Source organism: Rhodonellum sp. (assembly GCF_030656585.1).
Lineage (GTDB): Bacteria > Bacteroidota > Bacteroidia > Cytophagales > Cyclobacteriaceae > Rhodonellum > Rhodonellum psychrophilum.
In genome coordinates this window covers 144,067-169,548 of the sequence record NZ_JAUSPP010000031.1, presented here as the reverse complement: position 1 = coordinate 169,548, position 25,482 = coordinate 144,067, and the positions used below count along the sequence as shown (strand labels likewise).

General features: G+C 42.6%; 18 protein-coding genes. 11 read left to right on the top strand and 7 right to left on the bottom strand.

Going from position 1 to position 25,482, the window contains the following annotated elements; all coding sequences use genetic code 11:
• Positions 1-260 precede the first annotated feature (260 nt).
• Positions 261-1,397 (bottom strand): hypothetical protein, encoded by a 1,137-nt coding sequence (locus tag Q7J63_RS07735; protein ID WP_304885178.1) that lies wholly within the window; start codon positions 1,395-1,397, stop codon positions 261-263.
• 32 nt (positions 1,398-1,429) lie between these two features.
• Between Q7J63_RS07735 and Q7J63_RS07730 the strand changes: the two genes are divergently transcribed.
• From Q7J63_RS07730 to Q7J63_RS07690, 9 genes are all read left to right on the top strand, one after another.
• A complete protein-coding gene (locus Q7J63_RS07730) occupies positions 1,430-1,756 on the top strand; it encodes a 2Fe-2S iron-sulfur cluster-binding protein (RefSeq protein WP_304885176.1) in 327 nt (108 codons plus the stop codon).
• Between the two features lie 5 nt (positions 1,757-1,761).
• Positions 1,762-2,346: a thymidine kinase gene (locus tag Q7J63_RS07725; protein ID WP_019596231.1), complete on the top strand. Its 585-nt coding sequence runs from the start codon at positions 1,762-1,764 to the stop codon at positions 2,344-2,346.
• Between the two features lie 213 nt (positions 2,347-2,559).
• The gene (locus Q7J63_RS07720) at positions 2,560-4,683 is read left to right on the top strand and encodes a T9SS type A sorting domain-containing protein (RefSeq protein ID WP_304885173.1); all 2,124 of its coding nucleotides are present in this window, start codon (positions 2,560-2,562) and stop codon (positions 4,681-4,683) included.
• A complete protein-coding gene (gene recO, locus Q7J63_RS07715) occupies positions 4,683-5,372 on the top strand; it encodes a DNA repair protein RecO (RefSeq protein ID WP_019596233.1) in 690 nt (229 codons plus the stop codon). The genes Q7J63_RS07720 and recO overlap by 1 nt, the downstream gene beginning before the upstream one ends.
• A 199-nt stretch (positions 5,373-5,571) precedes the next feature.
• Positions 5,572-7,482: a transcription termination factor Rho gene (rho, locus tag Q7J63_RS07710; RefSeq protein ID WP_019596234.1), complete on the top strand. Its 1,911-nt coding sequence runs from the start codon at positions 5,572-5,574 to the stop codon at positions 7,480-7,482.
• Positions 7,483-8,221: 739 nt separating this feature from the next.
• Complete coding sequence (locus Q7J63_RS07705) at positions 8,222-10,072, top strand: glycine-rich domain-containing protein (RefSeq protein WP_304885170.1); 1,851 nt, start codon at positions 8,222-8,224, stop codon at positions 10,070-10,072.
• 781 nt (positions 10,073-10,853) lie between these two features.
• On the top strand, positions 10,854-15,896 hold the full coding sequence (locus tag Q7J63_RS07700; RefSeq protein WP_304885168.1) for a glycine-rich domain-containing protein: 5,043 nt from the start codon (positions 10,854-10,856) through the stop codon (positions 15,894-15,896).
• Between the two features lie 77 nt (positions 15,897-15,973).
• A complete protein-coding gene (locus Q7J63_RS07695) occupies positions 15,974-16,213 on the top strand; it encodes a hypothetical protein (protein ID WP_304885167.1) in 240 nt (79 codons plus the stop codon).
• Between the two features lie 133 nt (positions 16,214-16,346).
• Entirely contained in the window at positions 16,347-16,538 is a 192-nt protein-coding gene (locus Q7J63_RS07690; RefSeq protein WP_304885165.1) for a hypothetical protein, read from the top strand.
• A gap of 220 nt (positions 16,539-16,758) precedes the next feature.
• Here Q7J63_RS07690 and serS read toward each other — a convergent pair whose 3' ends face one another.
• Positions 16,759-18,030: a serine--tRNA ligase gene (gene serS, locus Q7J63_RS07685; RefSeq protein WP_019596244.1), complete on the bottom strand. Its 1,272-nt coding sequence runs from the start codon at positions 18,028-18,030 to the stop codon at positions 16,759-16,761.
• 127 nt (positions 18,031-18,157) lie between these two features.
• The gene (locus Q7J63_RS07680) at positions 18,158-18,925 is read right to left on the bottom strand and encodes a hypothetical protein (protein ID WP_304885163.1); all 768 of its coding nucleotides are present in this window, start codon (positions 18,923-18,925) and stop codon (positions 18,158-18,160) included.
• 76 nt (positions 18,926-19,001) lie between these two features.
• On the opposite strand from Q7J63_RS07680, the gene Q7J63_RS07675 reads away from it, so the two are divergent.
• On the top strand, positions 19,002-19,982 hold the full coding sequence (locus tag Q7J63_RS07675) for an isopenicillin N synthase family oxygenase (RefSeq protein WP_304885161.1): 981 nt from the start codon (positions 19,002-19,004) through the stop codon (positions 19,980-19,982).
• A 3-nt stretch (positions 19,983-19,985) separates the two neighbouring features.
• On the top strand, positions 19,986-21,206 hold the full coding sequence (chrA, locus tag Q7J63_RS07670) for a chromate efflux transporter (protein WP_304885159.1): 1,221 nt from the start codon (positions 19,986-19,988) through the stop codon (positions 21,204-21,206).
• A 75-nt stretch (positions 21,207-21,281) separates the two neighbouring features.
• Here chrA and Q7J63_RS07665 read toward each other — a convergent pair whose 3' ends face one another.
• From Q7J63_RS07665 to Q7J63_RS07650, 4 genes are all read right to left on the bottom strand, one after another.
• Positions 21,282-22,145 (bottom strand): lysylphosphatidylglycerol synthase transmembrane domain-containing protein, encoded by an 864-nt coding sequence (locus Q7J63_RS07665; RefSeq protein ID WP_304885157.1) that lies wholly within the window; start codon positions 22,143-22,145, stop codon positions 21,282-21,284.
• Positions 22,138-23,079, bottom strand: coding sequence for a glycosyltransferase family 2 protein (locus Q7J63_RS07660; RefSeq protein ID WP_304885155.1), 942 nt, complete (start codon positions 23,077-23,079; stop codon positions 22,138-22,140). Before Q7J63_RS07660 ends, Q7J63_RS07665 begins: the two co-directional genes overlap by 8 nt.
• 539 nt (positions 23,080-23,618) lie before the next feature.
• Entirely contained in the window at positions 23,619-24,299 is a 681-nt protein-coding gene (locus Q7J63_RS07655) for a hypothetical protein (RefSeq protein WP_304885153.1), read from the bottom strand.
• 475 nt (positions 24,300-24,774) lie between these two features.
• Positions 24,775-25,479: a gluconate 2-dehydrogenase subunit 3 family protein gene (locus tag Q7J63_RS07650; RefSeq protein ID WP_304885151.1), complete on the bottom strand. Its 705-nt coding sequence runs from the start codon at positions 25,477-25,479 to the stop codon at positions 24,775-24,777.
• Positions 25,480-25,482 lie beyond the last annotated feature (3 nt).

Sequence of the window (25,482 nt, the reverse complement as noted above, 5' to 3'; positions counted from 1 at the left end):
AAACCCTTTTCATCCCAGGTTTTCCTGCGCTTATCTAGATTGATTCCCCTTTATTTTTTAAAAATGCGGAACTCCATAATCAGCCTTGAACCCATATCATGTATTACCGATCATATTTATGCCCTTAATTACCTAATAACCAGTAAATTGAGTTTTACTTTTGATTCCGCCATGTCGGTACTATGCGATATTTTCCAAGTAGTCTGATTTTCTTACAGGTTCATCCCCATTCGGAAACCTAATGCATGTTTTGGCTTGACTCAGCCTTTCTGGTCGAATTTTCTGAATATAAGCTGTAAAAATTCCACGACAGGCTCCGAATCTTTATCCCAGTTGAGTTCTTCCACAAAACGGAGATTCAGCAGGTTGATGGCGTCAATAAAACTATCACAATTGTCGATGGATTTCAGGGTATGTTTCAATAGATCGGGGTTGCCATCAAACAACTCCTTTGTAAACATAAAGCGCTGGTTGATGCTCACACTTTCGGCAAGTTTCCCAATGGTGCCTTTCATGATCATGTATTCTTCCGACTCAAAACGTTCCCAAGCTTGTAAGGGATCAATGGCTCTACTTCCGGTGGCATGCTTCGGAGATTCTACAACGACATTGGATCCAATGATGATTTCTTCCTCACGAATTTCAGCAGGTGAGTCAACGTGGATTTCTTCTTTTTTTGCATCCATCGCCTCATTTGCCTCTGCCAAGAAATCCTGAACAGATTTTTGGGCCTCTTCTTTTTCTGCCTTGATTTGTTGTTCACTTTGCTCCTTGATGTCAACAAACAGTGCTTTATAATCCAATTGAGTAATTTGATCTAAGCTTTTCAACAAGCTTTCAGCAGATTCCAATTCATTCTTTTTGGCTTCAAAATTTGTCAACAATGCAGCATTATACGCTTCATGGGTATTGCCCAACCCAGCTTTGTCAATGAGGTTGTTGATCAGGATGCTGTGCCATTTGTAATATTTTTTGTTCTCTTTAAGAAAATCATTCAATCTGTTGGAATCCACTTTTTCAAATTCACCGGTATAATAAGTCAGGGGATCTACCGCCAAAAAAATAGTAAAGGCCAAAGCTTCAGCCAATAAAGGTTCAAATGAATTTCGGTCGATTTTTATATTTCGGGAAAGCACATTCATGAATTCGCCCAGCGCTTCATGGACAGCTTTGTCCCTGTAATCAAAGTAAGGATTGCTTTTTAATTTTTCCAATTCCAACTGCCATCCTTCAAAAAGTGCTTTGATGATGAAAAAATTGACTTGTGGAGAGGGTGTGAGCTGAATGATGTCTTGGCCAGACATGTATTGTTTATTCCTGAAATAATTTTCACAAACCGTATTGGTAAATTCACTCACGTAGCTTTCTAAATATTTGCTGTTTATTTTAGCACACATAATCAATTGTTTTGGTTTGGAGATCAGAAATCATGCTGAAAATCACTATCGAAAATTTTAATCATCAAGAAATCGTGTCTCAGGTAGACAACCGTAAAGTTATAGAATTAATCCATGAAAACTATATAGATTGGATGCATGCATGCGGGAAAAAGGGAAGATGTACTTCTTGCAAAATGGTTGTGACCAAAGGGTTTGAAAACCTCAGCCCGCTGACCGATAGCGAAGAATATTTTAGGGGAAACGGAAGGTTAAAAGTGGATGAAAGGTTATCTTGCCAAGCTAAATTGATGTATGGGGAGCTTTCTATAAAAGTTCCAGAAGAGCAAAAGCTTCCCCATTTGGATTACTCCGAATAAGACCCATGTTTATAGAACCCTCCATAGGAAAAAAGAGTCAACACGAGAAGAAAGGCCATATAGAAGTAATATGCGGCTCCATGTTTTCGGGAAAAACAGAAGAATTGATCCGAAGACTGAATCGTGCATTGATTGCCAGACAGAAAGTTGAGATTTTTAAACCATCAATAGACAAAAGGTACCATGAATTTGACGTGGTATCCCATAACGAAAGTGCAATTCGATCTACCCCGGTAAATTTTGCAGATGATATTATTCTATTGGCAGGAGATTGCGACGTGGTAGGAATCGATGAGGTTCAGTTTTTTGACCAACAGATTATCCATGTGGCGGCTGTTTTGGCAAATTCCGGAAAAAGAGTCATCATGGCTGGACTGGACATGGATTTTGAAGGAAAGCCATTTGATCCCATGCCACAATTATTGGCCATAGCCGAATATGTCACCAAGGTGCATGCCATCTGTATGAAATGCGGGGACTTGGCTTCCTATTCCTTCCGGCTCTCCGATGCAAAAGAAAAAGTGATGGTCGGGGAGAAGGAAAGCTATGAAGCCCGATGCCGGAAATGCTTTTTGGAGGACAAAAAATAGGGCGCGATGGGGGGAGGTATTCGTGGCCTGCAAATGGGGAGCACAACAAGAAATATTTTCTTTCAGAGGATGATTCCCGTGTCTTTTTTTTGGACTGATCAGTGTAAAATCGATATGATTTCAGGAAATCCCAAGAAACGGCTTTTTTTGAAATCGGTTGGGCTTTTCTTATTGCTAATTGTCTTTTCGGTTTTTCCTCCGAATGCCAATTTAATGGCCCAGTCCGATATTCCGGTAGGAAGTTGGCGATTTCACCAGTCGTATCTTGATGCGGGTTTTTTAAAAGGGGATGATCGGACTGTATTCTATCATGCCACTGAAGCGATTTCTTTTTTTGCAACCCATGAACTGTCCCCTCGTGCCATCACCAAAATAGATGGACTGTATGGGCAGGCTTTTACCGCAGCAGCGTATGACTCGAAATCCAAGTTGTTTATGGTGTCCTATCCCGACGGAACATTGGATGTCATTGGGGAGAAATCGATCAAGTCCGTTTATGACTTGAAAGACAATCCACAAATATTGAACAAAAGAATAAGGGGAATCAAAATTTTCGAATCTTCGGCATTTTTAATGGCTGATTTTGGATTGGCGCAAGTCGATCTTATGAATGGCCAGTTTTTGGATGCTTTTCTGAATATCGGTCCTGAAGGATCCACTTTGCCGATTTTTGACATGTCCATGGATGAGAAATCCATTTATCTCGCCACCGAATTGGGGATTCTGAAAGGTGAAAAATCCAAAAATCTAAAGGATTTCAGAAATTGGGAATTGTTGGCCAGATCCGTAGATGGTGGATTCCACTCGATCGAGGAATTGGGAGGAAAGTTTTTTATGAGGGGGGCGGATCTTCAACTTTACCTCCTTCAGGAAGACGAAGCTGAATTGATCTTTGGTACTTATGGAAGCCATATGCTCAAAAAATTTGGTTCTGGGCTGTTCTTTGTCCAAGAGGGAACGATAAACAAGCTAACGGCCAATGGCTCTTTTTCGGGTTTTTACGAATCGGACAATATGGCTTTCACAGACTATCATGTCGTCTCAGATGACCTGTATCTGAGTGTTCCGGGAAAAGGAATTTTCAAAACGGGAGACAATAAGTTCATCTTTGCCAGCGGTCCGCAAACAAAAATCCAGAAATTCATTTGGACCGTTTCCGGTGTTTTTGCGATTCCGTATTTTGTAGATGCACAGGGAAATAGCGCCGCCTCAGAGCGCAATGCCGCTTCAAAACTGGTTGAGGGGATTTGGGAAAAGGTTGAAGTTCCAAAGAACACCACGGAGATGGTGAGCATTCAGGATGTTCGCTATTTTGGCACCGATGGGGATGGCTTGTGGAAGGAGCAAAATGGGACATTGGAAAAGTTGAATTTGCCTGGAATTAACGGTGGGTCCAAAGTTTGGGCCCTAGCCAAAGATGCCCAAAACCAGCTGTGGGTTGGGTTTGGCGACAATCAAGAAAGACTTGTCAAAATCAAAACCAATGGTGATTGGGAAACCATACCCGTTTCTGGGCTACAGTTCGCCTTCAAAATCCGTATGGACAAAGCCAACAATCTTTGGATTCTCCATACCCCCGCTGGGGGATCGCCAAGGATAAGGGTTTTCAATGCCTCGAGTGGTTTGAACAGGCTGCTTGGGAATGCGGATAATCAAGGGGCTTTTCCTCCAGGACAATTGCTGGATATGGACATAGACCAAGCAGATAATTTGTGGTTGGGGATGAGCAGTGGGGTGGTTTATCTTCCGGCCGTATCTGGGACAAACACAAATTCGGGGTTCAATGCTATTCAACCCCTTTTCGAAAACAGAAATTTGCTCAACGGCCAGAGTGTGACTTCAGTGAAAGTTGCCCCTGACCAAACCAAGTGGTTTGGAACCTCCTCGAATGGCCTTTGGCATTTCAATGAATTTGGGAATGGATTATTGGCCCATTTTACAAGAGACAACAGTCCGCTGCCGTCCAATACGATCCGAAATTTGACCCTGGATCCATTGACGGGAGCGCTATTGATGGTGGTGCCCAATGGGGCGCTTTCCTTTCGTGGGGGAAGTATGAAGGCTTTTGAATCATTAGAGGCATTAAAAATTTATCCCAATCCGGTGCGTCCGGATTTTGTGGGATATCTGAGTATAGAAGGGTTGACAGATTTTGCCTTCATCAAAATAAGCAATGCTTCCGGAAGGGTCGTCTATTCGGTCCAGGTGAGGGGAGGGAAAACCACATGGAACCTCCGAAATGGCGAAGGTGGTAAACTTTCGCCTGGTGTTTATCTGGTCTATACCAGGGATGAGGGAGGCAGTGAAAGCGTTGCAGGTAAATTCGTGGTGTTGTAATGCTAAAAAAGACTACCGGTATTGTCATCAGCTACATCCGATATCGGGAAACCTCTATCGTGGTGAAAATCTTTACGCGAGACTTGGGCTTGAAATCCTACATCGTCAATGGGGTGAGAAGTAGTGGTTCCAAGGGAAAAATGGCTTTGTATCAGCCCTTGACCCTATTGGAATTGGTGGTTTATGACAAAGAGGGCGCCGGGTTGAACAGAATTTCGGAGGTCAAGCTTTCAAGAGCATTTCAAAGGATTCCCTTTGATTTCTTCCGGTCCGGTGTGGCCATGTTTGTGGGAGAAGTGCTCGGTAAATCCATTTATGAAAACTATCAGAATGAATCCCTTTTTGACTTTCTCTACGAAGCAGTAAGCCATTTGGATGAGGAAAACGTGTCCTTACCGATTTTCCCGGTCGTGTTTTTATGGGAAACCTCCCGGTACTTGGGTTTTGCGCCAATGGATGCCGAATCATTTTTTGACGAAATCGAGCTTAAGGTGACATCTCCGGATTTTATTGCTAGGGAGAAGGAATATCTTGACCACCTGATCCAACATTCCTTTGCCTGCGAAGAAAAAATCCCGGCGGTGTACAGAAGGAGTCTGCTGGATCATTTCTTGGTTTTTTATTCCCAACACTTGGAAAATTCTTCAGAATGGAAATCTGTAAAGGTCCTCAGGCAATTAATTATTTAAATAATTAAGTCTAAGGATGAATTATTTGCGTTTTAATAATGTAAACCGTAATATTGTAATGTCTTGGGAATTAAAGGTCCTCTCCCCGGGGATTAATATTATCCTGAATATCTTTTTATTTCATTGCGGTAATACTCAACTCACATCATTTCACACATCATCATTATCATTCAATCATTTCAATTTACATTTGCTTTTTATGTATAACATAGAAGAATTAAGAGTTAGACTCCTTTCTGAGTTAAAAGAGATTGCTGAGGAAATGGCCGTCAAAAACCACAAGACCCTCAAAAAAGACGATCTCATTTATGCCATTTTGGACCAACAGGCAATCACCCCAGAGCAAGCCCTGCCAAAAAAGAAGCCCTCGATCGCTGAAGGCGAACCCACCCCAACAGAATCCACCCCCACTACACCAGAAGCACCACAATCCACCAAGGAAGAGGCACCCATCAAGCCAAAAACAGGGAGACAAAACGTGAGTGAGATACCGAAAGAGGCTCCTACGATGGAAAGAGCCAAGGTACAAACAGAAAAGCCAAGAAGGGAATCCCCTGAAAAAGCACCCGAACGTCCCAAAAGGGAATCATCAGAAAAAAGTCCGGAGCGTCCCAAAAGGGAGCAACAAGTAGAAACCAAAAGGGAGCAAGTAGAAAAGACAGCCGAACGACCAAAAAGGGAAGCCAGTGAAAAGCCTGCTGAACGACCTGCGCCTGCCGAACGCCCCGCAAGAGAAAGGGAACAAGTAAAGCCAGAGGAAAAGCCCAAATCCATCCCGCAAGCCTCAGAGGAAGAAAAACCAAGATTTATCCGTCCCCGTAAAAAAGTCGTGGAGGATATTGAGATCGAGCAGCCCACAGCCGCTTATGAAAGTCAGCCTGAAATGGAAGTGGATCTTCCAAGAAGAAAAAATTACAAGGACAGTGATGAGGCGCATATCCCTACTGCAGAAGTAATTCCTTCCAAAAGGAAGCCTTACGTGAGCATGAAGGAATTTGACGGAATCATTGAAAATGAAGGCGTGCTTGAAATCATGGCCGAAGGATATGGATTCCTGAGGTCTTTGGATTACAATTACCTTGCATCCCCGGATGATATTTATGTGTCTCCTTCACAAATCAAACTTTTTGGCCTTAAAACCGGAGACCATATCAAAGGAACCATCCGCCCGCCAAAAGAAGGAGAAAAATACTTTGCCCTTTTGAAAGTGATCACGGTCAATGGAAAGACGACCGAGGAAATCCGCGACAGGGTTCCCTTTGAGTACCTCACGCCATTGTTTCCGGAAGAGCGCTTGAACCTCACGACCAGACACGACAATTATTCCACTAGAATATTGGATCTTTTTGCCCCTATCGGTAAAGGACAAAGGGGAATGATCGTGGCCCAGCCAAAAACGGGTAAGACTGTTCTCTTGCAAAAAATCGCCAATGCCATTGCGGAAAACCACCCTGAGGTGCATTTGATGATTCTTTTGATCGATGAGAGACCGGAAGAGGTGACAGAAATGGCCCGTTCGGTAAAAGCAGAGGTGATCTCTTCTACATTTGATGAGCAAGCAGAAAGACACGTGAAAGTCGCTTCGATCGTTTTGGAAAAAGCCAAGCGAATGGTAGAATGTGGGCATGATGTCGTGATCCTCTTGGATTCCATCACCCGTCTTGCCAGAGCCTACAACACAGTAGTGCCCTCCTCGGGAAAAATTCTATCCGGTGGTGTGGATGCCAATGCGCTTCACAAGCCAAAACGTTTCTTTGGCGCAGCCAGGAACGTAGAGAATGGAGGTTCGTTGACCATCATTGCCACTGCCTTGGTCGAAACAGGTTCCAAAATGGATGAGGTGATCTTTGAGGAATTCAAAGGAACCGGCAACATGGAGCTTTCCCTTGACAGAAAACTTTCCAACAGAAGGATTTATCCAGCCATCGACGTACCGGGTTCCGGCACCAGAAGAGAAGATCTCCTGATGGACAAGGAAGAAATGCAACGTGTGTGGATCTTGAGAAAGTTGATGGCCGACATGACTTCCCAGGAAGCCATGGAATTCCTTCTGCAAAGGATGAAAGGTACCAGAGACAATTCCGAGTTCTTGATCAGCATGAACGGGTAAGATTTAGATAAATCCTTTTTCTGCTTTGATTGGTTTTTAGATTCTACGAGACTCGTAAAAATTATTTTAATGCCCAAAAGCCCTTGACATTTTTTAGTCAGGGGCTTTTGCGTTTTTACAATTATTGAAACCTTTTTCAAATTTAGATATCAAAAGATTAATTTTTGAATTTCGAAACCATTAACTTGTTTTACAATGGGGTAAACAGTAATATTATTTCTTGTTTTCAATAAAATTGGAATATTATTCCCTTTTTTGAAAATAAACTAATTAAAATGTATTTGAGAAAGCGTAAAATGAAGGTCGTGAATAAATCAATATTTGTACACCCATTTATTTCTGAGAATTGTTCTAGGCTATGAAAAAATGGTTGGTTTTTGTTTGTGTTTTTTTAAGTATTTACAATAAAAGTTACGGACAATGCTCAGGTTGTACAGTAACCATAGAAGGGGATAATGTACCCGTAGGTTCAATGGTAAATGGCAGTGTTGTCTGTATTTCGGGAAATAGAACGAGTGCAATTAACTTCAACAACAGAAATAATATTGTTATTTGTATTGCCGATAATTCATCATGGAATGGTTCAGCTTCAAGTTTATCGGGATTGTCAAGAATTGATAACTATGGAAGTTTGTCAATTGGGAATGATTTTAATGGAAATTGGGTAATTAACAACTATAGCCAGTTCTTTTTCAATTCCAATCTTAATTCCAATAAAACGCTAAACAATTATGGGAACATGTCTGTACCCGGTAATATTGATTTTAATAGCAACAGTAATTTTTTAAGTAACGGAACCCTTAATTTAGGAGGGAATGTGAATTTCAACAGCAATGCATTAGTAACCCTTCAGGGAAATACTTTCATTGAAGGAACCGCCAACATCAACTCCAATACTACAATCAATTTTTCGGGACAATTCAATATAGCAGGAAACTTGCAAGTAAACAGTAACGGTGGTATTAATGCAATTAACTCCAATCAATGCAGTAACATAGAAGTAAACGGGTCTTTTAATAACAATGGAAGTATTGTAAGTAATTATTTATCAAACGCAGACTCGCCGTTGTTTATCAATAAGATTCCCACCGCTAATGCGATTGTAGGGGATTTTAATGTGGGAAGCTGTCCATCTTATGATTGTTTTGAAACGCAGCAAATAAGCACGTCCGATGGAATAGACGTGATTTATATTTATCGATGTCCAGGGCAGTTAAAAGTGCCTGATTTGCAAATTGATCAAATACTCCTTGATGTAATGGTGGCAGTTGTCGGAGGTGGTGCAGGCGGAGGAAGAGGTGAGGCTGCTGGGGGCGGAGGGGCAGGAGAAATAACAACTGTAGATGGACTGTCTTTGACAATTGGGCAAGTCTATCCGGTCGCTGTTGGAAGTGGAGGCCCAGGTTCCAGCTCTACTTCCAACCAAGGTCAAGATGGTTTCCTTTCCTCGTTTTTTGGGATTACTTCTATTGGAGGAGGCGGCGGTGGTTCAACATCATCCATAGCCAGAAACGGAAGATCGGGAGGGTCAGGAGGAGGAGGTGGGGCCAACAATTCCCCTGGACAAGGACAAGGTTCCAAAGGCTTGAAGGTAGGTAATATTGGGAATCCAGGTGGAGACGGCAATAGGGGTGGGAATGGAAATCAACTCACTGGAGGTGGTGGTGGAGGCGCAGGAAGTGCGGGTATAAATGCAAGTAACAATCAACCCGGAACCGGTGGAAATGGATTGGGGCTAAACATCCTTACAAATGTCCCTAATATAAGAAATGCATTTTCAGGAGGAGGTGGTTCCACTGGTAGAAATCCAGCTTTGGGATACGGAGAAAGTACCGGAGGTTTTTTTAATGGAATTGAACTTGGCGGAGACGGAAACGGGAAATTCGGAGAGGGAGTGGGGAATTTTGGAACAAAAAATACCGGATCTGGAGGAGGCGCCGGTAATTTTCGAGGGGGAGCTGGATCGAGCGGAATTGTGATAATTCGAATCGCCTATCGCATACTTCCTTTGGAGTTTCAAACTATTGAGGCTAATTTCCAAAAAGAGAAAAAAGATGTCCTGCTTAAATGGGAAACTTTCGAAGAGTGGGAAACCTCTCATTTTGAAGTTGAGCGCTCCACTGACACTGTCAAAAGCTGGGTAAAAATTGGTATGGTAGAAGGAATTGGTTTCTCTGCGGGTCCTGTGGAATATCGTTTTATCGACAACACATTTCCAATTACAGGAGAGAACCTTTTTTATAGGTTGAAACAGATCGACTTCAACGGTAAATTTGGCTATAGTAAGGTAGTTTCGGTAAGATTGCCTTCCTCTCAGGTGACAAAAAATGTCTGGAGAACTTTTCCAAACCCCACTTCTGGAGAAAGATTTTCTTTTGAGTTGTTGGATAGAAGTAAATATCAGAATGAAAAAATACATGTGCGTCTGATATCCCCAAATGCTGGATTTAGAGCTTATTTTGGCACAAATATTCCCAGACTTTCGGTGGCGCTTCAAAAGGCAATACTTCAGTCGCCAAATGGTATTTATGTTCTCGAGGTTTCTTGGGGTCAGAATGTTGAATATATCAAAGTTTTGGTGAGAGATTAAAGAAATTATCCATATTTCCTTTTTTGAAACTAAAATTTTATTGAAAGCGAACGTATGGCAAGGTTAATTTTAGTTCAGTCTCTAATTTTTTTTGGCATTCGGATACATAAAACCTAGACTTTTTCTGGAAGTTTCCTTTCAAAAAAATAAATAAGAGATTTTTAGGTAAAATTCATTTATAGTTGTAATATTATTACCCTTTTAAGGGGCAATGGGTAAGGATTGCTTTTGACTTGTTGGTGGTTGCAAAAAAGTATGTCCCCGGGATGAAATGGATTTCTGTTTAAAAATGGGTTGCAGGTGTTGAAAAATATGGAGTAACTTTTCAGGGTCCCTTTGGGAGCAATTTATGAGGGTAGTATTGGCTAGTCATAGTAAATAGCCTAAACAGGTGAAAAATTATGTGAGATTTTGGCTAAGATTTCCAGATGTTTTTACCGTTGTTCTTCCTAGAAAAGGCAAAAAGTAAAATGGTCATGAAAACAGTGGAAATTATTTGAATTTTCAAAAAAATACAGTTCTGATTTTTAGTCACTGCCTCGGTATGAAAACCAAAAAAAAGGTTTTTAAATGCAGTAAATAGGCTACGAAATTTGAATTCGCATTGTTTTTAAACAATTTTTATGTATCATTGTTCCAAAATTTGGCTGTTTGTTGTTCGTAGGTCAAATTTTCGGTTATTATCACCTGCGTTAATTTTAGTTTTAAAAATTTATAAAACCATTTGATTAAAGAAGTAGTATGGGTTTTTTTTTAGTTTTCTTCAATTATCCTGGATATCGTGAATAATTTGAGAATCACAAATAGCCAATTTTTAAAATTCGCCCGGATGTTTTTTGGGGTAATGGTTGTGATGCTTTTTAGTCTTAGGGTTTTTGGCCAAACAGAAACAAGGACCTTCAATACAAGCGGGACCTTTATCGTCCCCCATGGGGTAACTTCCGTTGAGGTCCAAATGTGGGGCGGGGGCGGGGGCGGCGGTTACCATTTTAATAATAATAGGTCAGCAGCCGGAGGCGGTGGAGGAGGGTTTTTAAGAGCCGCTTCTTTCTCAGTTACTTCTTTAGGAACAATTAATTTTACGATTGGAACCGGTGGAGTTGGAGGTGGGGAAACTATCACCTCCACTGCAGGTGGAAATTCTATTTTTGGAAGCCTTTCGGCATTGGGTGGGGGTGCAGGAAATTCAAGTACAGGAGGTGCTGGTGGTGGGACAATCGGTGGGGATGCAGGGTCGAGTTTCGCAGGTGGAGGATCCCCTAATGCTTCAACCAGCAACAACAATGGAGGAACTGGCGGTGGTGCAGCCGGCAATTTCTCAGGAGTTGGAAACCCTGGCGGTGGTACTACCACCACAACAGGCGGTGTAGGCGGTATAGGTATCAATAATGCGGGAAATGGTGGTCCAGGCGGGAATAATGGACTTTCAGGAATAGCAGGAACTTCGCCAGGAGGTGGTGGTGGTGGAATCGGTGGGAAAAGTGGGACTTCACTTCGAGGGGGGAATGGTGGAAATGGCAGAATTGTCGTATCATGGACCTGTCCTGCCCCTGCTTTAATTTCAGGACCGCAGGAACAGACATTTTGTATTGGCGGAAGTGTAAGCCCTGTCCTGTATGAAGTCGGAGGAGCTTTGAACGTTACAGTTACTGGATTGCCTGAAGGTGTTTCTTTTAACTATAACCAAGGAAATGTCAATATCTTTGGAACACCTACCGAAGCTGGCACATTTACTTACACTATCAGACCCGAAGGAAGTTGTGAAGGAAATTCCATACAAGGTACAATTAGAGTAACACCAAACAACACAGCGGGCACAATCACAGCTAATACTTTTTGTAGAAATACTCCAATCCCAGCAAATGTTTTTCAGCCTACTAATGGAGCTATCGGAATAGGTGATGCAACAGGTCTACCTGGAGGGATTTCGGTGAATTTTAACAATAATCAAATAGAATTTACAGGGACTCCAACCCAAACAGGAATTTTCAACTATTCAATATCTTTAACCGGTGGTTGTGGAACAGTTAACGCTACAGGTACGATCACAGTAAATGAAGTTGTTAGCGCTGTAAACGAAAGTTTAGCAGGTCAAACCTCCTGCCCAGGAACGCCTTTTAATCCAATTTCTGTTCGTGAAGGCTTTGGACTTACCTACCAGTGGTTTAGCAATACAACAGCTGCCTATACTGGTGGAACTGCAATATCTGGAGAAACAGCACATGATTATACTCCTTCCTCCGTAAATGTTGGCACTACTTATTATTACGTGGAGGTCTCAGGTGCCTGCGGCAATACCGTACCCAGCTCTATTTCGGGTGCATTTGTTGTTAACCCGGGAAATTCGGTAACTCCTGCGTCAAGTCCCCCTCCTGTATGCATCAATTCGGCAATAGCCCCTATCACGCATACCACCACATCTGCCACCGGGATTAGCAATGCTGGAGACAACTCTGGCATAAACGGGCTTCCTCCAGGTGTAAGTGCAACTTGGTCAGGAAGCCAAATTACAATTTCTGGAATACCAACAGCTTATGGTGTATTCAATTATAGTATTCCCCTAATTGGGGGTTGTGGAAACGTTGCTGCAACAGGCACTATCACTGTCAATGCAGCTCCAGCAATCATAGAGCCTTTAACTTTACCTGCACAAGGAAGTTGTCTGAATGGCACTTTTGCCCCACTTTCTGTTGGATTAGGAACAGGGCTGAGCTATCAATGGTTTGGTAATACTTCTGAATCTAACACTGGCGGTACTGCCATTACAGGGGCAACTTCAAATACATATCTTCCACCTTCTAATACGGTAGGGCAACGGTATTATTATGTGAGGGTAACGAACGCTTGTGGAACGACAGTCTTCTCAAATCCCTCTGGTTTGCAAGAAGTCTACACTCTACCAACACCTTCATTTACCGATCAACCCCCCACTGGCATCTGTGTAAATGAAGATAGAGTTTACACTACACAAGCGGGACAGAGCAGTTATCAATGGGGATTACCTGGTGTAGCAGGAACCGACTTTACCATCGTTTCAGGGGGTAGTGCTTCCGATAATACAATTACGGTTAGATGGCTAACACCTGGTAACAAATCCCTCTCTGTAAACTATACAAATCCAAATAATTGTACTGCTGTAAATTCCACTTCTTCAAATACAATTAATATTAGACGTAATGGATTTACACCCCCTACTACCATTCCAAGAGTATGTGCCAACGAAATGATGTTACCTGTATCCATAGGAACTTCATTGGCCACTGGAATCGGAATTCCGACGGGCTTACCTGCCGGTGTTACACCAAATTGGGATTCCAATATTATAACTCTAACCGGAACTCCTTCAGAATCCGGGACATTTAATTACACGATACCTTTAACTGGTGGATGCGGCACCGTTTCCGCTACAGGCACTATAATAGTGACCCCTTTATATGAATTGACTTCCACTACTTCTGTATCGCCTAGCTTCGAAGGAGGTCCTGCAATTGTGACCATTCGAGGTACTACATCCAATCTTCCAAACGGAACCTATACAATTACTTATTCATTGGGTTTGGCAAATACCAATCCAGTGCCATTGACAGCTACTGTAAATGTGGTTAACGGTAGAGGTACTTTTACGACAGTAGGCATTAATAATCCAGACTTAACTTCTTTAGAAATACTTACCATTAGAAGGAATGGAGATGCTTGTACCGTTGATTTAAAAGATAGAAATATTACTTTCTTTGGAACTTGTGCTGCAGTGTTTGATGCTAATGGAGAGTTTTTTGTACCTGCAGGGATTACCGAAATCACCATCAAGGTATGGGGGGGGGGCGGCGGCGGCGGCGGTCGTGTGAATAATAATAATGCTGGTGGAGGAGGTGGAGGTTATTCCATGGTAAGTATGCCAGTTAATCCAGGTAATGTATTAAATGTAGTAATTGGGGCAGGTGGTGTAGGACAAACCAATAATCCTAGTCAAAATGGTAATCCTAGTTATGTCACCAGAAATCCAACCAATCCAGACCCTTTGACTTCGAGTATAGTCTATGCATACGGCGGAAACAGAGCAATTGGTACAACAATAGGTACTGGTGGTGAGGGCACAACAAATAACGGTGATCCCGGAGTGGTAGGAGGTGCCAATACAGGTGGTGACGGAGGAAATGGTGGTGGCCCCACAGGGGGAGCTGGTGGTCCTGGGGGCTTTGGTACAGGCCAAAACACAAACGGCCAGAATGGTTCAGCTCCTGGCGGGGGTGGCGGAGGAGCTAAGGGTAACTCAAATGGAGGAAATGGAGGAAGTGGTTTAGTTATCATATCCTATTCCTGCCCGCCAATCGCCCCTGATGGTTGTTTTACTGTAATTGACGATGGCTCTAGAAGTGGTGCTACCATCATAGAATTCACTTGCGATACAGATTGGATTGCACCGGAGGGTCTTGTAGATTTTGATTTAGTAGTCATAGCCGGCGGGGGTGGCGGCGGGGCTGGAAAAGCTGCTGGTGGCGGTGGAGCTGGTGGATTAGTGCCTGGCTATGTTTCTACCTCAGCAGAGTTTGGCATGCCTGATGGTACTACGTTTAACATCAAGGTTGGTGAAGGTGGAGGTGGAGCAGCAAATGAAATGGTGCGAGGCCAAAACGGAGAGCCTTCTTCGCTAACAGGTAATGTTGATGGAAATGCAGTGTCTTTCTCAGCTCTAGGGGGTGGGACAGGAGGATCATTTGGCTCTATTGATGTAGCTAATGGTACAACAGGGGCTTCGGGTGGTGGTGGAGGCTTTTTTAGACCTAGTAATTATGAAGGAACAGGTGGTGCAAGTAATGGAGCAAATGGAAATATAGGAGGTAAGGGTATTTTTGCAGATGTTGGGGGGCCACAAGGTGGAGCAGCAGTTGGCGGTGGTGGAGGTGGAGCCGCAGGTCTTGGCCAACTCGGTAAAGCTGCAGGTAATGGCCAAGGGGATGGCGGAGGAGGAGGCTTAGGTATTGCATATGATTTATTTGGAACAACAGTCAATTATGGCGGCGGCGGTGGCGGAGTCGGTTACAATTTCAATGGAACTGTAAAAGATAATTTTATTAATGGTGGTAGAGCACCAAATGGATCATTTCTTGGTGGAAGCGGAAATGTGAGTGGTCCTGGTGAATCTGCACTGGGAATTGGTTCTGGTGGTGGAGCTGGAACAGGAGGAGGAGGTAATGGTGGTAAGGGCCGTGTGTTCATAGTTTACGCTAACGTACGCATCCTCCCTGTCGAATACATTTTCATCAAAGCCGAGTACCTGCATGAAGATAGACTGGCGGAAATTACTTGGGCGACTGCCAAGGAATGGGAAAATTCACATTTCGAAGTGGAACGGTCTTTTCAAAATATCAACAATTGGGAAGCGGTTGGGAAAGTTGACGGTATGGGATATTCTGACGAACCGGCTTATTATAATTTTGAGGACAAAAATTTACCCTTGACCGGCGGGACGGTTTATTATAGACTCAAACAAGTCGGCTTCTCTGGGAAAATGGATTATTCAAAAGTCCTGTCCGTAAGGATACCGGCACTTCAATTCACAGAGGGTGTATGGAGGGCTTACCCTAACCCTACTGATGGAGAACAGCTCAGGATCAGTCTTATGGACAGAAATCAGTATGATGACGAACCCATTACTTTTAGAATAATTCATCCCATGAGTCAAACTGTTGATAAGTCAGTCAGAAATGAGTCAGAAATGAACGAAATTCTTAGCCAAGTAGCCAAGCGTATTCCAAGAGGCGTTTTTGTGGTGGAAATCAAATGGGGTCAAAAAATTGAACACATCAAAGTCCTCAGGAAATAACCGCGTAGATAGGAGTTCCGCACCTTTCTTCATAATTCTTTCGTTTTCACAATCAGGTGTCTTCTCATGGAAAAAAGATGAACGGTACTTTTGCCTTCGGACAATACCAAAAGAACAATACCCTATCCATCAACAGCAATGCTGTCTTGAGAATTTCTGGATCCGCTGTTTTCTATGGGGATCTTAACCTCAACAGTGGAGCAACCATTGAATTTGTGGGTTCGGGAAACAGCATCACTATCTATGGTCAAGTGAGAAAAGGAAACAATGTCACCATTACCGGTAATTTTACCGATACCGAAGGAAAGTTAAAATAGTAGGGAAAGGGCTCAGATTGGTAAATCTGAGCCCTTTTCATTTACATGACTTTAAGAGGGAGTTTTTTCGAACAATTGATTCTAGGTCTTTGGTCTGATATTTGAATACTGCTATTAAATAACAATTGACAATATGAAAAAGACAGTATACGTATTCATGATACTTGGTTTGGGATTTTTAGGCGCTTGTGGTTCTGAGAAAACCACAGAAGTCAAAGAAGTAACAGTTGAAAAAGACAGTAAAACTGAAATCAAGTTCAACACCAAAGACAAGGATGTAAAGGTGAAGACCAAAAAAATCGATGTCGAAATAAATGGCAACTAGAAAAAATAAAAAAAAGGCCGGGTATACATACCACCCGGCCTTTTTTTAACCCGTTTGATGCATTTCGAACTCAATTCAATAATGTAATTTACTGATAATCAATTGGGTGTTGACTATTTTTGACTTCGCCCTATTGGTGTCGGGAATTATTCTCCCAATGGTCTGATTTTCTTGTAGTTTCAATCCCATATGGAAACCTATTGCATATTTTGGGTTTTATCTAAATCATGTCAAATCCCAAATAAGGAATCAACACCTTTGGCATATTGATGCCATCTTCGATTTGGTTGTTTTCCAGAATGGCTGCCACGATCCTAGGCAAGGCCAAGGCACTTCCATTCAAGGTATGCGCCAGCTGGGGTTTCTTGTCTTCCCCCCTAAATCTCAACTTCAGCCTGTTGGCTTGGTAAGTCTCAAAATTGCTGACAGAACTCACCTCAAGCCATCTGTCCTGACCTGCGGAATACACTTCCATGTCGTATGTCAGGGCCGACGTAAAGCCCATATCTCCTCCGCAAAGTCTCAAAACTCTATAGGGAAGTTCCAGTTTTTGGAGCAATCCCTGCACATATTGGCTCATTTCCTCCAGCACTTCATAGGATTTGTCCGGATGGACCACCTGAACGATTTCCACTTTGTCAAATTGGTGTAACCTGTTGAGTCCACGGACATGGGCTCCCCAGCTTCCTGCTTCCCTTCTGAAGCAGGGTGTATGCCCGACATTCATGATCGGCAATTCCACCTCGTTGAGGATCACATCCCGGTAAAGGTTGGTGATGGGCACCTCTCCCGTTGGGATCAGGTACAGTTTGTCAGCGGTAGCCTCGTACATTTGACCTTCCTTATCAGGCAACTGACCCGTGCCGTAGCCAGAATCCTCATTGACCAAAATTGGAGGTTGAATCTCGATAAAGCCTGCTTTTATGGCCTCATCCAAGAAAAAATTAATCAGTGCCCGCTGAAGACGCGCACCCCTTCCTTTGTAAACTGGAAAACCAGCTCCTGCGATTTTGACACCAAGGTCAAAATCAATGATGTCATATTTTTTGATCAACTCCCAATGGGGAAGTTTTCCTTCAAAGAGTTCGGGGATTTCCCCATGTTCGAAAACAATCTCGTTGTCATCTGCGGATTTTCCGGATGGGACGGAATAATGTGGGACGTTTGGAAGCGTATACAAAAGTTGTTTCAAATCCTCTTCGTAATTGGAGTAGGTATCTTCCAACAACTTGATCTGTTCCTTGATTTCCGTTGTCCGGGATTTGATTTTTTCGGCCTCTTCCTTTTTTCCTTCTCGGAGTAAGGCTCCGATTTCTTTGGACGTACTGTTGGATTCTGCCTGCAATCGGTCCCTTTCCACTTGGGTTTCCTTCCGGTTCTTATCCAATTCCAACACCTGATGAAGGGCGGCTTCCGCATGAGGGAAATTGCGTTTTTGCAAACCTTCCAACACGGTTTCGAAGTGGTCTCTAATGGTATTTACTAATAACATAATCCTTTGTTAATATGCCTGTTTGAAGTGTAAAGATAAGGATGTTCCACAAAATGAAACTGTATTTGAGCATTGGATTGGTTTCTAAAAAAACAATTAGGCCTTCAAAGCCGGGTAAACCTTGAATTTACTCGATGATGATTGTTTTGCTCACTCTTGAGAATGCGCCATCCAATTCCTTTCCATCTTTCCTAACTAGGTTTACATACAGCCTGTATTCTCCCTTGGGGAGGTTGGCCACTCTTACTGGAGTCATTTCCTCTATTTCGTAGGAAAATTCATTCACGCTAATTTGGACTTTGAGTCCATCTGCTTTCATGTCTCCACCGACCACCAAAAAATCGATGATCACTTCCTGTTCCGGACTGTAGCTTTGTTGGTTTTTGGGAAGATTCAGAAAGACGGAAGGTTCGGCGAAATAGGGGAATGCCCTTGTGTCACCGACCGTAAAATCCCTGTCGATATAATTCCCGAACTCTTTTAAGGCAAGGCCTTCAGGATCGATCAAATAGGCGACAGCCCTATAGGTGCCTTCCTTTAGCTCTCTTTGGAAAATAGGCATGTTGTAGCCAATCGGATCTCCCGAATTCAAGATCAAATTCAACTGAAACCCACTCAATCCTTCGGCAAAGGGATAGTTTTTTATATTGAATTCGAAGGGGACTTTTCCTGGTCTAAAACTCTGATTGCTCAGAGGGGTGTACATTTCGATGATGGCATCCGGATAATCGTTTTTCTCCTCATAATGGAAAAAACTGATTTCAGGTAATACGGAGGAAATACTATCAGCAGTTTCGTGGGTAATAATAGTTTCTTTTTTTCTCTCCCTTTTGGAATCGCAGGAATAGGATAAAAGTAGGATTGACAGCAAAAGAGAAAGGCTTGTTTTCTTCATGGGTTTAAGGGTAATCCGCTAAAGTTATTTAAATTTAGTTTAAAATAGCTTACCTTTCGGTATAAATTATACCCTTATGACTGAGATTTTATATGATGAAATCCCCTCACTTGATTTGGCGGATTTTACTTCTGGAGATGCTGAAAAAAAGGCAGCTTTTGTAAAAAAATTAGGAGAAGCTTATCAAAATATCGGATTTGTGGCGATCAAGAACCACGGATTGAGCAAAGATTTGCAAAACAATATTTATGCGACGATCCAGGAATTCTTTTCCCTTCCCGATTCGATCAAGACAAAATATGAGAAACCTGAAATAGGGTTTCAAAGAGGCTATACCGGTAAAGGAAAAGAACACGCCAAAGGTAGAAATACGGGCGACCTCAAGGAGTTTTACCATATTGGCCAGGATTTGGGTTTTATCCCCGACACTGATCCGATCAGGGCTGAATATCCAGAAAATGTTTGGCCAGAGGAATTGCCGAAATTCAGGGAAATTGGTTTGGAAACCTACCGTACGCTTGAATCAACCGGTAAAAATATGCTCCGGGCCATTGCACTTCACCTAGAACTTCCTGAAGATTTTTTCGAAGAAAAAGTCATTTATGGCAATTCCATCCTACGACAAATACACTATTTTCCGATAGAAAACCCCGATGAAGTGCCTGCAGATGCCGTACGCGCAGCCGAACACGGAGACATCAACCTGATCACCCTTCTTATGGGCGCAAGCGCAGACGGTTTGCAAGTTTTGAGAAGGGATGGAAAATGGATTCCAATCACCGCATTGCCCGACCAACTTGTTGTCAATGTGGGCGATATGCTGGAAAGGTTGACCAACAAGAAATTAAAGTCCACCATCCATAGAGTGGTCAATCCTCCTCGGGAAATGATGCACACAAGCAGGTATTCCATTCCGTTTTTTATGCATCCTAGGTCTGAGATGGACCTAACTTGCTTGGAAAGCTGTATTGACGAATCCCATCCAAAACAATTTCCCGATGCGACAGCTGGTGAATTTCTCGATGAGCGTTTGAGAGAACTGGGTTTAAAAAAATAAACCATGAAAACCAGGAAAGGACGGTATTTTCTTTATTTGAAGGATGTATTGTTGCTTTCTGTGACTGCATTTGGAGGCCCACAAGTCTTTTTGGCCATGGTATTGGATACCATGGTCAAAAAGAGGGGCTACATAACGGAAGAAGAACTCTGGGAATTGAATGCCTTGTGTCAGGTCCTTCCGGGTCCGACCTCGACCCAAACGATTTCTGCCATTGGTTTCCGAATCGGAGGTCCATTTCTAGCTTACCTCTCACTTTTTGTCTGGATTTTGCCTGCCACGTTGCTGATGATCATCGCGGCATTTTTGATAGATTTTCTCCAGGAAAACACCCCTGGCGCCTTGAATTTCGCAAAATTCATCCAGCCCATGGCAATCGGTTTTATCATTTATGCCGCTCAGAAGACAATTTTCAAAATGATCAAAACAACAGAAGCGATGATGCTGATGATGTTTTCGGCCTTTATTTCATTCTTCTATAATTCTCCATTTGTTTTTCCCGTGCTGTTGTTGGTTGGGGGGATTGCCACCTCACTCAAATACCACAAGCAGCCAAAAGAGGAGGGAGATAAAAAACTGGTCATCTCCTGGTCCAATTTCTACCTTTGGGGTGGGATTCTGGTTTTGGCGGCAGTCCTCGGTGCATTGACCAAGAATCAATCGGTATTGCTCTTCGAAAATTTTTACCGAAATGGGAGTTTGATCTTTGGAGGCGGGCAAGTTTTGGTTCCCTACCTGTATACTGAATTTGTAGAATTCAAAAAATTTCTGTCCTCTGAGGAGTTTTTGACGGGTTATGCCATCTCACAGGGAATACCTGGGCCGACTTTCAGCATCAGTTCCTACGTTGGGGCTTTGTCCATGAGGGATTTTGGGCTCGGGGGTTTTCTGATGGGAGGATTTATCGCTGCTGCAGGGATATTTTTACCCGGAACGTTTCTGATATTCTTCGTCATCCGTTTTTGGGATCAATTGAAGAAATACAGGCCGGTACGCGCGGCATTGGAAGGGATCAATGCGGTAAGTTGCGGAATGCTGATCGCGGCAGCTTATCTGCTTTTTGAGCCTCTTGAAGCCAATCTCTTCAATATCTTGGCCATCGTTTGCACCTATTTGCTTTTGCAGTTTTCCAGGCTCGCCTCACCTTTAATCATCGTCATCGGAATCCTTGCGGGGATTGCCTACAACTGGTTGGCCACTGGATTTTTTTTGCCAGCGTCTTAGTTCCCATTATACAATCGACAATTTCCAGAAGTAGGAATTTTTTTTCAAGATTCCCCAGATCCAAAGATGCTTTATTCAATTTTTGTGGAATCCTGATTTTGGAAATGCGCCCATCAGGGAGACAATAGCGGAGATCAGGAAGAAAATCAAACTGAAGGCTACAGCGGCATTTTTATCGATCCCTACATATTCATGGCTAAAAATAAAGACAAGTTCCCGCGCACCCACACCCCCAATGGTCAGCGGGAGCACAGCGATGATGGAGGATACCAAGAACACAAACTGGTATTCCAATATATTTTCATTAATGCCCAAGGAGATCAAGATGCAATAGGCACAGACCAATTGGATTACCTGACCCATGATGGAATACAAATTGGCCAACAGGAAGGAGGGGAGGAATTTTTTGAACATCAGTTTTTGAACAAGGAAAAAAACCGGAAAAACCAATAGTAGCCCAATAGAACTCAAAGTTTTAAGAGGGAAATCATTGAGTAAGGGGAAATCGATTTTTACTACCAAGACCAAGCCAAAAAGAAGGAAAAGGATGGCCACTAAGCCACCCAATCTGTCGAGTAGGACAGATTGAAGCAAGGGTTTTAGAGGCGTTCCGTGATGTTTGTTGAGCATGTACACCTTGTAACCATCGCCACCCATTCCACCGGGTAAGAAAAGGTTGTAAAACATCCCGATACTGTACAACTTGATGTTGTGGATTTCGGAGATGTAAAGGCCAATATTCCGGAAGTAGGCATTGAGGCGCAAGGCTGTCAGAAATTTACTCAGAATAAAAAGCAGCATCGCGATAAAAAGCCAAGTCCACTTTGCGGTGATGATCACCGATAAGAGTTGATCGGTATCGATTTTCCGGAAAACCAAAAAAATAGCCAACCCCGTCAGGATCAGCTTTAAGATTAATTTGATTGTTTTTTTATTCACCCTGAAAAACAGATTTGATTTTGTAAGTGGTTTTGTTCTGGGATTCAAAATACGTTCTCACGATGATCTCAGCAACAATACCTGTGGTAATGAGCTGGATCCCTGCCAAAAGGAATATAAATCCCAACAGGAGTATTGGCCTGCCCCAAATGTCTCCCCCGAGGATTTTCTCGACAAGCAAATAAATGTTGATCACGATTCCCACGAAAAAAGACAACATCCCCAAGGTTCCGAAAATATGGATGGGGCGTTGAAAATACTTTTGGAAAAACAGCATCAGGATCAAATCCGCCATTACCTTAAAAGTCCTGCTCAAGCCGTATTTAGAGGTTCCGTGGATCCGGGGATGGTGTTTCACATCCACTTCTGTCATGGTGGCGCCTTCTTGCTTGGCCAAAACCGGGATAAATCGGTGGAGCTCTCCGTACAGCCCCATGTTTTGGGCGATATCAGCCCGATATACCCTTAGGCTACATCCGTAATCGTTCAAATAAACTTTGGTGGTGTTCCGAATCACCCAATTGGCGATTTTACTTGGAAACTTTCTGAGCACAAACCCATCCTGTCTGTTGGCTCTTCTGCCTGCCACGACATCCCAGTTTTCGGAAATGGCTTTTTCCAACATCATCGGGATATCCGTTGGGTCATTTTGAAGATCACCGTCCATGGTCGCGATGTATTCGGCGCTGGCCATGTCTATCCCTGCGGAAAGAGCCGTGGTCTGACCATAGTTTTTATTGAATATGATCAGTTTTGTTCGGTTGTTGGCATATTTTTTCACTTCCGCCACCGTCTTGTCTGTGGCGCCATCTTCCACCAAAATGACTTCATAATCCAAATCCTTCAGTGCTGAATATGTGGAGGCTAACAGGGGTTTGATATTCTCCTCTTCGTTGAAGACGGTGATGACAACAGAAATTAATGGCTTGGTCATGAAAATAAAATTTCCCCAAAAATAGGGTTTTAATTCAGAGGCAACAAATAAACGGGCTAATTGAGTTCTTTGTAACTATTCAGGTGTTTTCAATCCAGTGATATACACATGGTTTTGTTACAAATTTTGGGACCTTTTGAATTCAGATCAAAGAATCAATCTGCTGAGCGTAAAAACGCGCCCACAGCCGGATTGACAATGCCCTTGACCGCAGGCAAATTCAAATCGGATCGGCTTCCTTTCCTGATTCCATGGTTTCTACGTAGTATGCATTACTAATACAGGATGAAATAGCTTAATAATCAGTCAGTTGTTTGCTATTTTTAACTGCATCATATCGGTAATGCGCCTTATTTTCTAAAAGTCTGATTTTCTTGCAGTTCCAACCCCATTTGAAAGCCCAATGCATATTTCGGGTTTTAACATTGCATTCAGGATATTCTCATTTCAAAAAAAGGCAGTCATTCGACTGCCTTTTTTTGAAATGAGTGCTGTTCCTTGAATCGTAATCCGATCAATGTCGGTTTTTGGAAGGGTTCTTATTGGCGATTTTGGATGATATTCACGTTTTTATCCCTTATTCCCAATCCCAGAAGTTCAAACTCTTCATTTCCCCTTGTTTCTGTGGTCAGTAAAATCCGGGTATCCGACAATCCAATTACTTCGCAAAGGATGGCTTGGTTTTCAGAAGTAAATATTTTCACCAAAATTCTTCCCCCTTTTTCCTGAATGTCCTCGACTTTTATTCTTTGTACCGGTTTGGACTGAATCTGATCAATGACTTTCCATGCATTTCGATTGTATTTTCTGCTCAACTCAATTTGCAATTGGTTATCCTTTAGAAAATCACGTGCTTTTGTAAAATTTATTTCACCCTCTTGCCTATAAGTTGAAGCTGAATAACTGGCTGTCTTGGAAAAAACGCTGTTTTCAGGGTTGAAATTTTTGATATAGAGATGACTTGCGCCCCTAAGTGAGGCCTCTGTCTTTAATTTTTCCATCGCCCGGTTTTGGATGGTATTGATCGCAGAGATTGAAAATACTCCCTTTGCCTTTGAGAAAATATCCCCAGTTTTTTTTATTCCTTCGGTATTTTCGAGTTGATCAAGAATAACAATCTCAGCGATTGGCGTGTAACCCGGAAGATTCCAGGATTCGTCGAATTGTGCAAAAGTAATCGACGGCGCAAGGGCGATAAACAATAAGATCAATCTTTTCATATTCATCAATATTTGGTAAGGTTAGTTGATTGTAGTTTTATAAATAAAAAGACTTCCCGTTAAGATTTGTTAGAAAAACTTTAACCCGTTTTATGCATTACGAACTCAATTCAATATTGTAATTTACTGATAATCAATTAGGTGTTGACTATTTTTAACTTTACCCTATTGGTGTCTAGAATTATTGTCCCAATAGTCTGATTTTCATGCAGTTTCGATCCAATTTGGAAACCTATTGCATATTTCGGGTTTAAAGAATACCCAAGTGATCGATTACATAAATCATGAACTTGCTTGAGTTCCTTTCAAAAGATAATTTTAGTCAATTTTTTAAACTAATCAAGCTTTTTATGATCTTCATTTTAAGAATTTTCTTCAGATTTCAACCTGATTATCTAACCCCAAGTGGGGTTCAAATCAAAAAGCCACTGATTATCAGTGGCTTTTTGATTTGAACTTTCTTTTTTGGAAATGGTCAGATAAGATTTCCTTGCTCATCCCATTGGGCAATTTCGCCTCGATCTTCGGGCTTTAAATAAACGGAAAGATATTTTTCCTCATATTGGAGCCCATGTTTTTTCATGACCTCCTCTGGTACACCGTCCCAGACATTTGCCCGGTTCCCCACATAGCCCAGATCTTTGAATCCCACCTCTGTGGTGAAGAATCCCGTAGCGGTGAGATTGCGCATCATGTTGAAAAACCTTACCCCTGTATCCACTTCTGGCTTTGCTTTTTCCGGCCAAGCGATGGCATCAATGACTTGCATCCGCTCATTTTCTGAAAGCGCCATAAAGAGTTTGCCATAATGGTCCTCACTGAAATGGTCCAACCACATCAATCCGCCCCTCATGGGCGTTTGGTAGGAAGGCTGGTCTTTCACCATGAACTCAATGAAATCAGGTACGCCCACTTCTGTCGCACTGCCGGAAATGTCATCCTTGGGGATAATGATGTCCACCAAGACATCGAGTTTCTTCCTTTCCTCATCAGTGAAGAAAGTTTCCGAAAGCAATTTTTGGTCTCGGAGATCTTCATCGGGTATTCGGCCGCCGACGGTACCGCCTCCTATTTTTGGCGAATATTCCAGTTTTTTGTCTTCGGGGTTGCAAGCGGTCAGGAGGAATCCTGAGCCTATTGTTCCGGTGAAAAGGAGTTTGAGATTTTCTCTTCTGTTCATGGT

Excerpts from the sequence above, each read along its gene's own strand:
- Q7J63_RS07705 (WP_304885170.1), top strand. The coding sequence starts at position 8,222 with ATGTCTGTACCCGGTAATATTGATTTTAATAGCAACAGTAATTTTTTA.
- Q7J63_RS07660 (WP_304885155.1), bottom strand. The coding sequence starts at position 23,079 with ATGACCAAGCCATTAATTTCTGTTGTCATCACCGTCTTCAACGAAGAG.
- Q7J63_RS07730 (WP_304885176.1), top strand. The coding sequence starts at position 1,430 with ATGCTGAAAATCACTATCGAAAATTTTAATCATCAAGAAATCGTGTCT.
- Q7J63_RS07650 (WP_304885151.1), bottom strand. The coding sequence starts at position 25,479 with ATGAACAGAAGAGAAAATCTCAAACTCCTTTTCACCGGAACAATAGGC.
- Q7J63_RS07735 (WP_304885178.1), bottom strand. The coding sequence starts at position 1,397 with ATGTGTGCTAAAATAAACAGCAAATATTTAGAAAGCTACGTGAGTGAA.
- Q7J63_RS07675 (WP_304885161.1), top strand. The coding sequence starts at position 19,002 with ATGACTGAGATTTTATATGATGAAATCCCCTCACTTGATTTGGCGGAT.
- rho (WP_019596234.1), top strand. The coding sequence starts at position 5,572 with ATGTATAACATAGAAGAATTAAGAGTTAGACTCCTTTCTGAGTTAAAA.
- Q7J63_RS07725 (WP_019596231.1), top strand. The coding sequence starts at position 1,762 with ATGTTTATAGAACCCTCCATAGGAAAAAAGAGTCAACACGAGAAGAAA.
- Q7J63_RS07680 (WP_304885163.1), bottom strand. The coding sequence starts at position 18,925 with ATGAAGAAAACAAGCCTTTCTCTTTTGCTGTCAATCCTACTTTTATCC.
- recO (WP_019596233.1), top strand. The coding sequence starts at position 4,683 with ATGCTAAAAAAGACTACCGGTATTGTCATCAGCTACATCCGATATCGG.
- Q7J63_RS07655 (WP_304885153.1), bottom strand. The coding sequence starts at position 24,299 with ATGAAAAGATTGATCTTATTGTTTATCGCCCTTGCGCCGTCGATTACT.
- Q7J63_RS07690 (WP_304885165.1), top strand. The coding sequence starts at position 16,347 with ATGAAAAAGACAGTATACGTATTCATGATACTTGGTTTGGGATTTTTA.
- Q7J63_RS07695 (WP_304885167.1), top strand. The coding sequence starts at position 15,974 with ATGAACGGTACTTTTGCCTTCGGACAATACCAAAAGAACAATACCCTA.
- Q7J63_RS07720 (WP_304885173.1), top strand. The coding sequence starts at position 2,560 with ATGGCCCAGTCCGATATTCCGGTAGGAAGTTGGCGATTTCACCAGTCG.
- chrA (WP_304885159.1), top strand. The coding sequence starts at position 19,986 with ATGAAAACCAGGAAAGGACGGTATTTTCTTTATTTGAAGGATGTATTG.
- serS (WP_019596244.1), bottom strand. The coding sequence starts at position 18,030 with ATGTTATTAGTAAATACCATTAGAGACCACTTCGAAACCGTGTTGGAA.